Source organism: Novosphingobium olei, from assembly GCF_012927405.1.
GTDB classification, from domain to species: domain Bacteria; phylum Pseudomonadota; class Alphaproteobacteria; order Sphingomonadales; family Sphingomonadaceae; genus Novosphingobium; species Novosphingobium olei.
This window is the reverse complement of sequence record NZ_JABBGM010000004.1, coordinates 210,567-225,034: the sequence shown is the minus strand read 5'-3', so window position 1 is coordinate 225,034 and position 14,468 is coordinate 210,567. Positions and strand designations below refer to the sequence as shown.

The 14,468-nt window shown below is 64.3% G+C and carries 10 protein-coding genes and 1 pseudogene; 8 read left to right on the top strand and 3 right to left on the bottom strand.

What is annotated here, in order from left to right:
* Entirely contained in the window at positions 1-2,328 is a 2,328-nt protein-coding gene (locus HHL27_RS11150; RefSeq protein ID WP_169493646.1) for a patatin-like protein, read from the bottom strand.
* Positions 2,329-2,459: 131 nt separating this feature from the next.
* On the opposite strand from HHL27_RS11150, the gene HHL27_RS11145 reads away from it, so the two are divergent.
* The 7 genes and pseudogenes from HHL27_RS11145 (at position 2,460) to HHL27_RS11120 (ending at position 10,589) form a co-directional block, all read left to right on the top strand.
* On the top strand, positions 2,460-2,744 hold the full coding sequence (locus HHL27_RS11145; protein WP_169493477.1) for a hypothetical protein: 285 nt from the start codon (positions 2,460-2,462) through the stop codon (positions 2,742-2,744).
* A 187-nt stretch (positions 2,745-2,931) separates the two neighbouring features.
* Entirely contained in the window at positions 2,932-4,317 is a 1,386-nt protein-coding gene (locus HHL27_RS11140) for a TIGR03013 family XrtA/PEP-CTERM system glycosyltransferase (RefSeq protein WP_169493476.1), read from the top strand.
* Positions 4,318-4,330: 13 nt separating this feature from the next.
* Positions 4,331-6,493: an XrtA/PEP-CTERM system histidine kinase PrsK gene (gene prsK, locus HHL27_RS11135; protein ID WP_169493475.1), complete on the top strand. Its 2,163-nt coding sequence runs from the start codon at positions 4,331-4,333 to the stop codon at positions 6,491-6,493.
* Complete coding sequence (gene prsR / locus HHL27_RS11130) at positions 6,493-7,857, top strand: PEP-CTERM-box response regulator transcription factor (RefSeq protein WP_169493645.1); 1,365 nt, start codon at positions 6,493-6,495, stop codon at positions 7,855-7,857. Before prsK ends, prsR begins: the two co-directional genes overlap by 1 nt.
* Positions 7,751-8,440, top strand: a pseudogene (locus tag HHL27_RS22920) (tetratricopeptide repeat protein); the annotation flags it as partial. The gene prsR and the pseudogene HHL27_RS22920, both read left to right, overlap by 107 nt.
* A 201-nt stretch (positions 8,441-8,641) precedes the next feature.
* Positions 8,642-9,445 (top strand): tetratricopeptide repeat protein, encoded by an 804-nt coding sequence (locus tag HHL27_RS22915; RefSeq protein ID WP_420874057.1) that lies wholly within the window; start codon positions 8,642-8,644, stop codon positions 9,443-9,445.
* 76 nt (positions 9,446-9,521) lie between these two features.
* Positions 9,522-10,589 carry a CaiB/BaiF CoA transferase family protein gene (locus HHL27_RS11120; protein ID WP_169493473.1) on the top strand — a complete coding sequence of 356 codons (1,068 nt, stop codon included), beginning with the start codon at positions 9,522-9,524 and terminating at the stop codon, positions 10,587-10,589.
* A 4-nt stretch (positions 10,590-10,593) separates the two neighbouring features.
* On the opposite strand, the gene HHL27_RS11115 is transcribed toward HHL27_RS11120, so the two are convergent.
* Together HHL27_RS11115 and panB are read right to left on the bottom strand one after the other, a co-directional pair.
* A complete protein-coding gene (locus HHL27_RS11115; RefSeq protein ID WP_169493472.1) occupies positions 10,594-11,661 on the bottom strand; it encodes a DUF475 domain-containing protein in 1,068 nt (355 codons plus the stop codon).
* 117 nt (positions 11,662-11,778) lie between these two features.
* The gene (gene panB, locus HHL27_RS11110) at positions 11,779-12,660 is read right to left on the bottom strand and encodes a 3-methyl-2-oxobutanoate hydroxymethyltransferase (protein WP_169493471.1); all 882 of its coding nucleotides are present in this window, start codon (positions 12,658-12,660) and stop codon (positions 11,779-11,781) included.
* 196 nt (positions 12,661-12,856) lie between these two features.
* Here panB and HHL27_RS11105 point away from each other — a divergent pair, with 196 nt between their 5' ends.
* A complete protein-coding gene (locus HHL27_RS11105; RefSeq protein WP_169493470.1) occupies positions 12,857-14,434 on the top strand; it encodes an amino acid permease in 1,578 nt (525 codons plus the stop codon).
* The last annotated feature ends 34 nt before the right edge of the window (positions 14,435-14,468 follow it).

Below are 14,468 nucleotides of genomic sequence, written 5' to 3'. Positions count from 1 at the left end.
TCACGCTTCAGCGAAGGCTGCGCGTACTTCCTGTTCGATACCGGCGACAAGGCCCGGCTCGGCAACGAGGCGGGCCTTTTCCTCGTCGAGGATTGCGATAAACGCATCGCGCTTGAAACGGCGCACGACCACACCATCGAGCGGTGGCTCGATCGTCGAGGCGATCAGGTCGATGGTTCGCTCGGCCCCGTGCAGCCGGCCCCAGAGGTAGTCGTTCTCGCGATAGGCGCGGCTGAAGAACGCGCCGAAATTGAAGAATTCCACCCCGCGCAGGCAATCGAACGTGCCGCCGGGCCGGATCGAAGTGGCGTCATCGGGCGAGATTCGGTCGACCTTGACCGGATCGAATTCGCCCATGCCTTCGCCCTGCAGCAGGGGAAGTGTCGCAACGTCGTAGAACGGGAAGCCGAGGTAGGCATAGAGAAAGCGTCGGCGCAGCGGCTTCTCCATCGCTTCGAGCGCGGCGACGATCATCGCGTCAACTTGCAGGTCGATGCTCATGAGATCGCGGCGTGCGGCGATTGCGGCCAGTGCCGCAGCAGGATCACGCGTGGCGACGGCAGCTGTTTCGGCGAAGCCGGGCCCAAGACCCGTTGCCGTTTCACGCCCCTGATACAAAGCTTGCGCGCGATAGACCATGTCGCGCGCTGCTTCGCGGGCTTCGGGAGCGGTGCCTTCCGCTTCGTCCCAATCGTGCGTCAGGCGGCGGGCCAGCAGCTTCAGGCGGCGAATGCGAAAGGCCAGATCGTGGTTCCGGAACAACGCGATGGCCTCAGGCCGCGCGCCGCCGCGAAGTTCTGCCAAGCGGTCCAGGCCTTGCGCCGAGAGGTGACCCCACAGCGCGGTTTCGACCGCGCCACGGGTTGCCGCTTCCGGCGCGGCCTCGCAGATCACTTCGGCCAAGTCGGCAACGATCCCGGCCAGCTTGACCTGGGCATAACCGTGAAAAGCAAAGCCGGCCTGTTCTGCAGCGGCTTGCTGCGCCTTGTTGCGCCAACCTGTGAGGCGCTTGAGCGTGGGGGAGTCGAAGAAGAGCGTGAATCCGAACAGCTTCTCGACCGTTTCCTCGATCTCCGGCTGCAGTGCATCGACTATGGCCCGCATGCGGGCGCGTTCGCGCGATTGCTGTTCCAGCGCCTCCAGATTGTCGCGGATCGGCTGTTCACGCGGGATGGAGGACAGCGATCCGAAAATCGCCGAAAAGAAACCGACCGTGGCCCCTCCCCGCGGGGCGATGCGCATGTGGTCCGGACTGGGGTCGATGTAGACGAAGCGGCGGTCTACCTCGCGCTGCGCTGGCCGATCGCGCAGGACGCCGATCGCTTGGGCGAACGGTCGGTTGACGAGAACGGCACCGTCAACAAGTGCAGCACCTTCGATTTCGCCGCGCTTCCAGCGGACCGGCATGATCCTTTGCAGGAACGAGGCGCGTGTCGGCCAGTCGAGCGATCGCTCTTGCACGAGCTGTTCGGCCTCGTTGACAGTCAGCGGCGGAAAGGCGCCGGGAAAGCTGGCGGTCGCGCGGGCCGCAAAGACCAGTTCGGGAACAGGGGCGAGGCCAGCATCCTGCCCATCGCCGGCCGCCTTGCGAAATCCGATGGTCAGCCGATGCTCGCTCTCGACCACCAGCGGCGGGCTGTTCAGCCGCAACTCCTCCGGGTGGCCGTTGAAGTCGGTCGCGGTCACCTGCAGGTCGAGCGGGTGGCCCGGCGGCAGAAGCGGCTGGCCGTCGGCGTCTTCGTCGCCAACGCTGCGCGCCATGGCATCGAGCGCTTCGGTTATCAGGCGCGAGAAGCCGATGCCGCTGAACGGCGGAGCAAACCAGCGCGCGCGGATAAGCCGCGAAACCTTGCGTCGCACTTCGGCGCGCGTGTGGGACGCGACCGTTCGGGAAACCACGTTTCCGGGCCATTTGAGCACGAACCAGACGATCGGCTGGGCCCAGAATTTGGCAAAGCGACCCCAGGGCTTCGCGTCTGGATCCAGCAGCACGTCCACATCTGCACGATCGAGCCAGAGTCGCGTCAACGGTTCGAGGCTTTGACCGCTGGCAAGCGCTTGGCCGAGGAAAACGCCGTTGATGCCGCCAGCGCTTGCGCCCGAGATGATGTCGGGCAGGAGCCGCAGCCGCACGCCTCGCGTCAGCTGTGCGGTCTCGAACATCGCGCGATAGACGCCCTCGATTCCGGAAGAGCGGGCGTCGCTGCGATGGAAGGCCCGGCTCGCACGGGTGGCGTGCCAGATCTCCTTCGTCACCCCATGCATGTACACCGCAAGGCTGATACCGCCGTAGCAGACGAGCGCGATGCGGAGTTCCTTCTGGCGCATACGGCGGAACATGGCAGCAGGTGAATGGTCTGGCCAGAGTGCAGGACGCCAAATCAATCGGCAATCGCGGAACCTGTAGCATTTCCGGGCATTTGTGCCGCAACATGAAAATCTTCTGAAAGGCACCAGTCATGGTCGAAGAACGCGTAGTTGAAGTCGAACGTCCCGCCGGCGCGACGCACACTCACACCACCGTTTATGACGATCGCCCGCGGTCTGGCGGAGGTGCGGGCTGGTTCATCGCAATCGTGCTGGTGCTTGCGCTGGCAGCGGGCCTCTACTTCTTCGCCAACATGTCGAACAGCCGCGCCTCGCGCGATAACGCGATCGCCGGGGCTGCCTCCGACGTGGGTGCGGCGGCCAAGAAGGTAGGGAGCGCAGCCGAAACCGCTGCCGACAAGGCGACCGACAAGTAAGTCACCAACCTGTAAGTTTGGGCGACATGTGGGCGCGTCGGAGTTTGCCGGCGCGCCCTTTTTCATGAATTTTATTTCTTGCGCCGCCGGATTTCACTGTCAAATTTACCGACGCTTTACGTCCGAGGGCTAGGACCGACGAAAGCGGCGGGCCCTGACCGGCCGTGATCGGGGTGACAACAGGCAGATGTTCCGGCTCTTCAAGCACTACATTCCCAACGCGGTGCTCGTGCTGGCGCTCGTGGACTTCGTCCTTCTGCTTGTGTCGGGCGAACTAGGCTGGCTGCTTCGTGCCCGACAGATCGGCATGGATCCCGGTCTCGTCACGCAGCGGTGGGTGCCGCTGCTCAGCTATGCCCTGCTGACCCAGTTGGCCATGATTGCAGTTGGCGTTTACGGTTCGGATGCGCTGCGGTCGATGCGCTATGCCACGGCTCGCCTGCTTGTTGCGATCAGCCTGGGCATCATCGCGCTGTCGGTGGTCTATTTCATTCTGCCGGGCCGCACGCTGTGGCGTTCGAACCTGTTCTACGCGATGGGCATCACGATCGTTCTGCTGGTATTCGTGCGACTGGTGCTCGGCAACGTGCTCGGTACGGCCCCCTTCCGACGCCGCGTGCTGGTGCTGGGGGCAGGCGATCGGGCAGAACGGCTTCGCCAGTTGGCCGAGCGGCCCGAAGCAGGGTTCCTTATCGTCTGCTTCGTTGCGATGAGCGACCAGAAGCCAGTGATCGAGGAAGCCATCGGGCGACATGCAATCCACAACCTGACGCGGTTTGTCGACAATCTCGGCGTGGGCGAAGTGGTGCTTGCGCTGGAGGAGCGGCGCAATTCACTGCCCCTGCAGGATCTGTTGCGGATCAAGACCACGGGCGTTCACGTCAGTGACTTCTCCACGTTCCTGGAACGCGAGACGGGCCGGATCGACCTCGATACGGTCAATCCAAGCTGGCTGATCTTTTCCGACGGCTTTTCGTCGGGCCGTATGTTCTCGAGCGTGTTCAAGCGCCTGTTCGACGTCATCGTCAGCCTGGCGCTGCTGATCGTCACCCTGCCGCTGGTTCTGGTCTTCGCGATCATCGTCAAGCTTGACAGCCGCGGGCCGGCCTTCTTCCGCCAGACGCGCGTCGGGCTCTACGGCCAGACGTTCAATCTTATCAAGCTGCGATCGATGCGGGTCGATGCCGAGGCGGGTGGCGCGCAGTTTGCGCAGGAGAACGATCCGCGAGTGACGCGGGTCGGCCGCTTCATCCGCAAGGTGCGGATCGACGAGCTGCCGCAGGTCTGGACCGTTCTCAAGGGGCAGATGAGCTTTGTCGGCCCGCGCCCCGAGCGCCCCGAATTCGTCACCGATCTGGAAGAGAAGCTGCCGTTCTACGCCGAACGACACATGGTCAAGCCCGGCATCACGGGCTGGGCGCAGATCAACTATCCCTACGGCGCCTCGATTGAGGATTCGCGGCACAAGCTCGAATACGATCTGTATTACGCCAAGAACTATTCGCCTTTCCTCGACCTGATCATCCTGCTGCAGACGTTGCGCGTGGTGATCTGGCGCGAAGGTGCGCGCTGAGGGGCGCGGCGCGATGGCCAACCCTCTTGGCTGGGCCGGGCTTGCGCAGTGGTCCTTCCTGCTGGCCGCGTTCGGCGCCATGCTGCTTGCGGTCTGGCTGGTCGATCGGCGCCGGCGCGGAAAGCCGTCCGCACGGACCGAAATTGCCGCGCTCGGGCTGACCGCGCTGTGGGCCATGCTGGCTGCGGGCGTTGGCCAGACGTATTTCGTGACCCAGGCGGCAGAGGTTCTGCGCAACCTTGGCTGGCTGGCTGTCGTCTACGCCTCGTTCGCAAGGGACGGGCGCCACACCAGTGTGGGGCCGGTGCGTCCAGTGCTGATTGTGCTGGCGATGCTGGAGCTGTTCCAGCCGGGGCTGTTGTTGCTCAACGTGCGCTATGCCGGCAACGCCAGCGCCCAAGGCATGATTTTCCAGATGTCGGTCATGTTCCGGCTGCTTCTGGTCACCGGCGCCCTTGTGCTGGTTCACAACCTCTACGTCGGCTCCGTAAGCGCCCAGCGCGGCGCGGTTCGCTGGATCTGCGGGGCACTCGCGATCATCTGGGGATACGACCTCAACTATTACACGATCGCCTACCTCGGCAGCCAGGTGCCAATAGAGATGGCCGCGATCCGGGGCCTCGCAACTTTGATTGCGGTGCTGCTGCTATGCATCGGCGCCTTGCGCGGGCAATCGACCCTGCGCTTTTCCCCGTCGCGCACGATCGCATTCCAGTCGCTGTCGCTGCTGGTGATCGGTGGCTACATGATCGCGATGGTTGCGGCAGCGCAATCGCTCGCCTGGCTTGGCGGCAACGTCGGGCAGCTGGCGCAGCTGGGCTTTGCCTTTGCGACCACGATTGTCGTCGTCGCCCTGGTGCCCTCGCGCCGCTTGCGTGGCTATCTCAACGTCTGGCTTGCCAAGCACTTCTTCCAGCACCGCTATGACTACCGCGCCGAATGGCTGCGCTTTACCCGCACGATCGGGCGAGGGGGGGCGGGGGCCACGCCGCTGCATGATCGCGTGGTCCAGGCCGTGGCAGACATCACCGACAGCAGTCGCGGCCTTCTTCTGGTTCCGGGCGAGCATGGCGACCTCATGCTCGCCGCGCGCTGGCAATGGCCGACGCTCGAGGTTCCTGCAGAAGCGATGGCCGCCGCCAGCGCAGCCTTCTTCGAACGCCGCGGCTTTATCGTGGATTGCGACGAAATTCGCGACGGTGTCGATCACGGTGGCGAGGCGACGCTCATGCCCCGCTGGCTGATCGAGGACGACAGCGTCTGGGCGCTTGTTCCGCTGCTTCACTTCGACCGTCTGGTCGGTCTTGTCGTGCTTGGCCATCCGCCGTTGCCGCGCAAGCTGGACTGGGAGGACTTCGATCTTCTGCGCGTAGTGGGGCAACAGCTGGCAAGCTATCTTGCCGAGCATGGCGGGCAGGTTGCCCTGCTGGAGGCCAGTCGCTTCGACGAATTCAACCGCCGCATCGCCTTCGTGATGCACGACATCAAGAACCTTGCGAGCCAGTTGGCGCTGCTTTCGCGCAACGCCGAACGCCATGCCGACAACCCGGAATTCCGCAAGGACATGCTGGTTACGCTGCGCAACGCGGCGGACAAGCTCAACGCTTTGCTGGCGCGCCTGTCGCGGTATGGCGCGGGAAATGTCGAACGGCTGGAGGAGGTTGAGGCCGCCGACGTCATCCGTGCCATCGCCTTGCGCTATGACCCGGTGCAGAACGCCGCAACCGGCGATGGTCCTCGGGTCTTCGTGACAGACGCCCAACCCTGCAAGCTACTGGCCAACCGCGAGACGCTGGAGCAAGTGCTTCTTCATCTCGTCCAGAATGCGATCGACGCGAGTCCGCCGGGCATGGCCGTTTTCCTCCAGACCCGCAGCGAAGGGCTGTGGGGCTATGTCGAGGTGATCGATACTGGCTGCGGCATGAGCGCCGACTTCGTTCGCAACCGCCTGTTCAAGCCGTTCGTATCCACCAAGAACGGCGGCTTCGGCATCGGCGCCTTCGAAGCGCGCGAGCTGGTCACCGCCATGCGCGGACGGCTCGATGTCGAAAGCCGCGAAGGGCTGGGCAGCCGCTTTACCGTGCGCCTGCCGCTGGCTGCGACGGCAAGCCTCATTGATTCCCTGTCGTCGCCTTCGGGCGGCGGCGGCAACGATAGTGCAAAGAAGGTGGCATGATGGCGGACGACCGTCCGAAACTGCTGATCGTCGAGGACGATCCGGGCCTGCAGGCCCAGCTCAAGTGGGCTTACGAGGACTTCGAGGTGTTCATTGCCGGTGATCGTGCCAGTGCGCTTGCGCTGCTGCGGTCCGAGGAGCCACCGGTCGTCACGCTCGATCTCGGCCTGCCGCCCGATCCGGACGGGACGAGCGAAGGGTTTGCCGTGCTTGACGAGATCATGGCGCTGAAGCCCGATACCAAGGTCGTGGTCGCATCCGGCCACGGTGCGCGCGAAAGCGCGCTTCGGGCCATTTCACATGGTGCCTACGACTTCTACCAGAAGCCGGTGGATATCGATGCACTCGGCCTGATCGTGCGCCGGGCATTGCATCTGCACCGTATCGAGCGCGAAAATCGCATGCTGGCGGAGAAGGCGCCAGCCGATAACCGCGTGCTGGGTCGTCTGGTCACCGGCGCGCCGGAGATGGTCAAGGTCGCCCGCACCATCGAACGAGTGGCCAATACCAATGTATCGGTGATGCTGCTGGGCGCCAGCGGCACGGGCAAGGAACTGCTGGCGCGTGGTCTGCACGATGCCTCGATCCGCTCGAAGGGCGCGTTCATCGCGATCAACTGCGCGGCTATCCCGGAAAACCTGCTCGAAAGCGAGCTGTTCGGACATGAAAAGGGGGCTTTCACCGGCGCGGTCAAGACGACCGAAGGCAAGATCGAGCTGGCCAACGGTGGCACGTTGTTCCTGGATGAAGTGGGCGACATTCCGCTCCAGCTCCAGGTCAAGCTGCTACGCTTTCTGCAGGAGCGCACGATCGAACGCATCGGCGGGCGCAAGTCGATAGAGGTCGATACCCGCATCGTTTGCGCAACGCACCAGAACCTCGAGGCCATGATCGCCGATGGTCGTTTCCGCGAAGACCTCTACTACCGCCTTGCCGAAATCGTCGTCCGCATTCCCAGCCTTTCGGACCGCCCGGGTGATGCCGCGCTTCTCGCCAAGGTCTTCCTCACCCGCTTTGCCAAGGAAATGAATCCACAGGTCAAGGGGTTCGCACCCGATGCGCTCGCGGCGATCGATTCGTGGGGCTGGCCGGGCAACGTGCGTGAATTGGAAAACCGGGTGAAACGCGCGGTGATCATGGCCGATGCCAAGCTCGTAACCGCTCTGGATCTCGATCTGGAAGGTGGGGACAACGACGGAGAAACCCCGCTCAATCTGAAGTCCGCGCGCGAAGCGACCGACCGCAAGGTGATCCGCCATGCCCTCGCACGCAGCGAAGGCAATATCTCGAGCACCGCGCGTCTGCTCGGTATCAGCCGTCCGACCCTGTACGACCTGCTCAAGCAGTACGATCTCCAGGCCTGACGTGCGGCGTGTGGTTCGCCTCCTTGTTCCGCTGCTGCTGGCGGCCACGGTTGGCGCGCCGGTCAGCGGCGGGGCTACCCCGCTGGATGAAGCGCGGGCGGCGGCCGGCAAGGCGCTGGAGCGGCGTGACCCGATCGCAGCCGAAGTGATCCTGCGCAAAGCCATAGCGGCAGGGGTTCCGGCTGATGCGCTGCGGGCGCAATTGGCCGAAGCGCTGCTGCGGCAGGGCGACCGGGGTGAAGTCCGCCGTGTCCTGGCGCAAGGCAGTTTCACGCCCGAAACGAGCGGGCTTGGCTGGCGCGTGCGGGGGCAACTCGAAATGTCGTCGGGGAATCTGCCTGGCGCAGCGCAGGCCTTTGACAAGGCGCTGTCGTTCACGCCGCGCGACGCCGATCTGTGGACTGCGATCGCGTCCCTGCGCTTTTCGGGTGGCGAGCAGGCGCAGGCCGTTGCGGCGGCCGACTTTGCCGTTCAGCTTGACCCGCACAATCCGCGCGCACTTGCGTTGCGGGGCATGTTGATCCGTGAACAGTACGGGCTGCAGGCTTCGTTGCCCTGGTTCGAGGCTGCGTTGCAGCTTCAGCCCGAGGATCCCGGCCTGCTGGCTGAGTATGCAGCGACGCTCGGCGATATCGGCGAATATCGCGCGATGTTGATCGTCTGTCGCAAGATTGCGCAGATCGATCCCCGAAATCCCCGCCCGCTTTTTCTGCAGGCCGTGCTCGCAGCCCGTGCGGGTGAAACAGAACTGGCGCGCACGCTGCTGCTGCGCACCGGCAATGCCATGCGTGACGTGCCCGCAGCGATCCTTCTCAACGGTGTGCTCGAATACCGCGCCGGTAACATCAACCTCGCCGTGGAGCAGTTCGATCGGTTGCTCCGTGCGCAACCCGACAATCTGCAGGCGCGCGAATTGCTGGCACGGGCGCTGAGCCGCATGGGCGATGCGCGGCAGGTGGTTAGCCGCTTCGATGCCGATGCGCGCCAGCCCTATGCTTCTCCGTACTTGCTGGACATCGTCGGCCACGCGTGGCTGCGGCTTGGCAATCGGGCGCGAGGGCAGGAGCTGCTCGCCCGGGCCGACTTGCGCGGGACCAGGCCGGCGCAGCCGCTGGCCGCCGATCTGCCCTTGCCCGTCCTTGCCGCGCGCTATGCCGATGGGCCGCGCTTTGCTTTCAACGCGGTTCCCTATGTCCGCGCCTTGCTGGTGGCGGGACGCAAGGACGAGGCGCAGGAGGTGGCCGACAGGCTCAGCGATGCCAACCCCGGTGCTGCTGAAGCCTGGCTGCTCTCGGGCGATGTGGAGATGGCGCGCGGCAGGACGGCCGATGCGCTCGAGGATTTCGGGAGCGCTGCGGCCATCCGCTTCAACGAGCCAGTCCTGCGCCGCATGGATGCGGCGCTGCGCGCCCTTGGTCAGCGTGACAAGGCCGACGGCATGACTTCGCGGTTCCTCGCGCAGAACCCCTCCAGCATTGTCGCAATGAAGCTGCTCGCGGCCTCGTGGGCTTCGCGCGCTCCGTCGCCGGCGCGCGACCAGCTAGAAAACGCGCTTGGTGCGCGCGGGCAGGGGCGCTCCCTGCGCTGATTTTGCACTCGACAGCCGCGCCGGCGTGCGGCTATCGCCTTTTCAATCGATCAATTAAATTACGATGGAGAGGGCAATGGCCGGCGCGCTTGAGGGTCTTACCGTTCTGGAATTCGCGGGCATCGGGCCGGGGCCCTTCGCCTGCATGATGCTGGCCGACCATGGCGCCAAGGTGATTCGGATCGAGCGTCCGGGCGTTACCGGTCGTCATGGTGATGCCGGCCAGCGTGACATCCTCAATCGCAACCGCGTTCGTATCGAACTCGATCTCAAGGATCCTGCCGCGATCACCCGTATCCGGGAGCTGGTCAAGCAGGCCGATGCGATCGTCGAGGGCTATCGTCCCGGGGTGATGGAACGGCTTGGCCTTGGCCCCGACGTCCTCCTCGCCGACAATCCCAAGCTCGTGTACGGGCGGATGACCGGCTGGGGCCAGGATGGCCCGATGGCGCCGCTCGCCGGCCACGACATCAACTATATCGCGCTGTCCGGCGCGCTCCATACCTATGGCCAGGCTGGCGGCAAGCCGCAGTTCCCGGTTAACGCCGTGGGCGATTTCGGCGGCGGCGGCATGGTGCTCGCCTTTGGCATCATGGCAGGTGTTTTCTCGGCCCAGCGCACGGGCAAGGGCCAGGTGATCGATGCCGCGATGGTTGACGGCGCCGCGATCCTTTCGGGCATGACCTGGACGTTCTACGGCAACGGCACCTGGAAGGACGAACGCGGCACCAACCTGCTCGATGGCGGCGCGCACTTCTACGACACGTATGAGACGTCGGACGGCAAGTGGATCTCGCTGGGCTCGATCGAGCCGCAGTTCTACGCGCTTCTGATGGAAAAGACGGGCCTTGCCGAAGATCCGCAGTTCAAGCGCCAGATGGATGCGAGCCAGTGGCCGGAGCTCAAGGAGCGGATCGGCGCGCTGATCAAGACCAAGACCCGTGACGAATGGTGCGCGATCATGGACGGCACCGACATCTGCTTCGCACCTGTGCTGAGCCTCGCCGAAGCACCTTCGCACCCGCACAACGCCGCGCGTGGCACGTTTACCACTGTGGACGGCATGGTCCAGCCGCGCCCGGCGCCACGCTTCCTCGGAACGCCCGCGCCTGAGCCCAAGCTCGCGAGCGTTCCGCTCGATTGATAAATCAGTCGGCCCGGACGGCGGCTTCGATCTCGCCGTCCGGGAACTTCCGCTTGCGGCGGATCGACCAGTACAGCGAAGCGGCAATCAGAACCGCGCCGATCAGGCCGGTAATCGTCTCGGGAATTTCGTAGCGGGCCGAGGCGAGCATGATCCCGCCAAGCGCGATGATCGCCCAGAACGCACCGTGTTCGAGATAACGATATTCAGCAAGCGTACCGCGCTCGACCAGCAGGATGGTCATCGAACGCACGAACATCGCGCCGATCGACAGGCCGAGCGCGATCACGATCATGTTGTTGGAAAGCGCGAAGGCGCCGATGACTCCGTCAAAGCTGAACGATGCGTCGAGCACGTTCAGGTAGAGGAAGCCGCCAAGGCCTGAACGGACCACCGCGCCGGCGGCTTTCTGGGCTTCTTCGCGCATTTCCAGCACCGTACCGATCGCCTCGACCGCAATGAAGGCGACGATGCCGAGCGCGCCTGCCACCATGAAGGTCAGCGCCTCGTCCATTGGCAGCAGCAGCGATACCCCCCACAGTGCAAGCAGCAACAGCGCGATTTCGGCGGCCTTCACGTTGGAAAACAGGGCCAGCTTCTCTTCGATCCAGTCGATCCAGTGCACATCCTTTTCATCGTCGAAGAAGAAGGACAGGCCGACCATGGCGAGGAACGCGCCACCAAATCCTGCAATGCCGATATGCGCGCCGCTGACGATCTCCTCGTAACGCCGGGGTTCGCGCAGCGACAATTCCAGCGCTTCGATGGGGCCGATTCCGGCAGCGATGGCCACGATGGCGAGTGGGAACACGATTCGCATGCCGAAGACCGCGATCACCATGCCCCAGGTGAGGAAGCGCTTGCGCCACACCTCGTCCATTTCCTGCAGCACGCTGGCGTTCACCACCGCGTTGTCGAACGACAGCGAGATTTCGAGGACCGAAAGCACGAGCACGATCCACACCAGCGACAAGGTCGCCTGTGCCGAATGGGTTTGCCACCAGCCGTAGCCCACAGCGAGCAGGAGGCAGGCGAAAGTGAAGAGGAAGGATCCCTTGAACTGGCTGAGCAAGGCTTGCGCACTTTCGTATGAGACGGTCCGGGGCGCGCCTCTACCCCGGCAGGCCCGCGTTCGCAAAGCCTTCCGGGGGCATAAGGTTCCGGACGCGCAGCCTACGTGTCTGGTGCTTCAGGCCTTGGGAGCGCGCGGCTGGTACGTCTGCTCTTCGCCCGGGAAGCTGCGCGCGCGCACTTCCTCGGCATACTTGGCCGCTGCGCCAGAGATGACTTCGGCAATGTTTTCATAGATTTTGACGAAGCGGGGAACGCGCTCGAACATGCCCAGCATGTCCTCGGTCACCAGCACCTGGCCGTCGCACTGGGCAGAAGCGCCGATGCCGATCGTGGGGCATGCCACTGCCTGGGTGATGGCGATGGCGATCGGTTCGACCACGCCTTCGATCACCACGGCAAAGGCGCCAGCCTTGTCGAGCGCCTTGGCATCGCCCACGATCTTGGCCGCCTCTGCCTCGCTGCGGCCGCGCGCGTTGTAGCCGCCAAGCACGTTCACCGCCTGTGGCGTCAGGCCGACATGGCCCATCACCGGGATGCCGCGCTGTGTCAGGAAGGCAACCGTGGGCGCCATGGCTTCACCGCCCTCCAGCTTGATTGCGGCGCAGCCGGTTTCCTTGAGGACCCGGCTGGCACTGGCAAAAGCCTGCTCGGGGCTCTGTTCGTAAGTCCCGAATGGCATGTCGACCACCACCGCCGCGTGATACGATCCGCGCACCACGGCCGCGCCGTGCGCGATCATCATGTCCAGCGTGACGGGTACACTGGAAGGCAGGCCATAGATGACCTGGCCAAGGGAATCACCGACCAGCAGCAAGTCGCAATGCGCGTCGAGCAACTGGGCCTGCCGCGCGGTGTAGGCCGTCAGCATCACCACCGGTTCGGCAGTGACCCCGTCCTTCTTGCGCTGGCGGATCGCCGGCACGGTCAGGCGCTTCATCGGCGCCGGAGTTGGGTTGGCGCGGCTGGTTGCCGTATCGAGCTGGAAGGTAGTGGACATATTGAAAGGTTCTCTCCCGTCGGGCCTTGCGCTTCTACCCGCTGCACCAAATGCCGCAAGCAGCCGCGCAAGGCTGGGGAAAAAGCGCTTTGCGGCACAGGCGCTTCCCGCTAGCGTCCGTTTGCATAACCTGGTTACCGGTGCAACGACCGCAAGGGGGTGGTGCGTTGCGCCGCCCCGCGTTCGGGAGAAATGCATGTTCGGTCGCGTCAAACCACTCGACGCCATTCTAGCCACCGCCGAGAAGAAGGGCCTTCATCGCTCGCTCGGCCCAATCCAGCTTACCCTCCTCGGCGTCGGCGCCATCATCGGTACCGGCATCTTCGTTCTGACGGCCGCCGCCGCACAAAAGGCGGGCCCGGGCATGATGTGGAGCTTCGTCATCGCCGGCTTCGTCTGCGCGGTCGCGGCCCTCTGCTATTCTGAACTCGCGTCGATGGTTCCGGTCTCCGGCTCGGCCTACACCTACAGCTACGCGGTCGTGGGCGAATTGCTGGCCTGGATGGTCGGCTGGGCGCTCATCCTCGAATACGCCGTCGCCGCATCTGCGGTTTCGGTGGGCTGGTCCGGCTATTTCATGGGCCTGGTGAAAAGCCTGACAGGTTTTGAGCTACCTGCCATGCTGCGAGCGGGGCCGACCTGGACGATGAACGGGGTCATTCCCCATCCTGATTTCTCGACAGGCCTGATCAACGTCCCGGCGATCTTCGTTGCGCTTGCCGTTACCGCCCTGCTGGTGCGTGGCACCAAGGAAAGTGCGACGTTCAACGCCGTGCTGGTGGCAATCAAGGTTGCCGCACTCACCATGTTCATCATTCTAACCCTGCCTGTGCTCGACCGTTCGCACTTCATGCCGTTCGCGCCGAATGGCTGGTTCGGCCCTGCCGGTACCTCGGGCATGGGCATCGTTGGCGCAGCATCGTCGATCTTCTTTGCTTATGTCGGCTTCGACGCGGTCTCGACTGCGGCCGAAGAAACCAAGGACCCGCAGCGCAACGTGCCGATCGGCCTGATCGGTAGCCTTGCGCTTTGCACGATCTTCTATCTGCTGGTTGCGGCTGGGGCGATCGGTGCGATCGGTGCGCAGCCGACGGGTATGGGCGTGCCTCCGGGTTCGGCCGAGTTCACCCAGCAGTGCGCTGCGCTCGCCGCACAAGGCCAGGAACCGCTGGTGTGCTCGAACGAGGCGCTGGCGCACGTCCTGCGCGCAGTCAACTACTCGTGGGCAGGGGATCTCATCGGTCTTGCCGCGAACCTTGCGCTGCCTTCGGTCATCCTGATGATGATGTTCGGCCAGACCCGCATCTTCTTCGTGATGGCGCGTGACGGCCTGCTGCCCGAAAAGCTCGCCAGCGTTCACCCCAAGTGGAAGACTCCGCACGTCGTGACCATCGTCACCGGCGTGTTCGTGGCAATCGCGGCGGCGCTGCTGCCCGTGGGCCAGCTGGCGGACATTTCCAACTCGGGCACGCTGTTCGCGTTCTTCATGGTCGCGCTTGCGGTGTTGATCCTGCGCCTGCGCGATCCCAACCGCGTTCGTCCTTTCCGCACCCCGCTGGTGTGGGTGATCGGTCCGATTGCGGCGGTGGGTTGCGTGTTCCTGTTCTTCAACCTGCCGTTCGAGGCGATGATCGTTCTGCCGGTCTGGGGGGCGATCGGCTTGGTGTTCTACTTCGCCTATGGCTTCCGCATGAGCCACGTCGGGCGCGGGCTCGTCGAAGTCCATGAAGAGGACGAAGACGTGCCGCCCCAGTCGGTACCGCCGATCAGCTGATCGATCGGTCCAGGCCAGAAAAAAGGGCGTCTCC

Coding starts and splice junctions, on each gene's coding strand:
- HHL27_RS11150 (WP_169493646.1), bottom strand. CDS start 2,328: ATGCGCCAGAAGGAACTCCGCATCGCGCTCGTCTGCTACGGCGGTATC.
- HHL27_RS11145 (WP_169493477.1), top strand. CDS start 2,460: ATGGTCGAAGAACGCGTAGTTGAAGTCGAACGTCCCGCCGGCGCGACG.
- HHL27_RS11140 (WP_169493476.1), top strand. CDS start 2,932: ATGTTCCGGCTCTTCAAGCACTACATTCCCAACGCGGTGCTCGTGCTG.
- prsK (WP_169493475.1), top strand. CDS start 4,331: ATGGCCAACCCTCTTGGCTGGGCCGGGCTTGCGCAGTGGTCCTTCCTG.
- prsR (WP_169493645.1), top strand. CDS start 6,493: ATGGCGGACGACCGTCCGAAACTGCTGATCGTCGAGGACGATCCGGGC.
- HHL27_RS22915 (WP_420874057.1), top strand. CDS start 8,642: ATGCGTGACGTGCCCGCAGCGATCCTTCTCAACGGTGTGCTCGAATAC.
- HHL27_RS11120 (WP_169493473.1), top strand. CDS start 9,522: ATGGCCGGCGCGCTTGAGGGTCTTACCGTTCTGGAATTCGCGGGCATC.
- panB (WP_169493471.1), bottom strand. CDS start 12,660: ATGTCCACTACCTTCCAGCTCGATACGGCAACCAGCCGCGCCAACCCA.
- HHL27_RS11105 (WP_169493470.1), top strand. CDS start 12,857: ATGTTCGGTCGCGTCAAACCACTCGACGCCATTCTAGCCACCGCCGAG.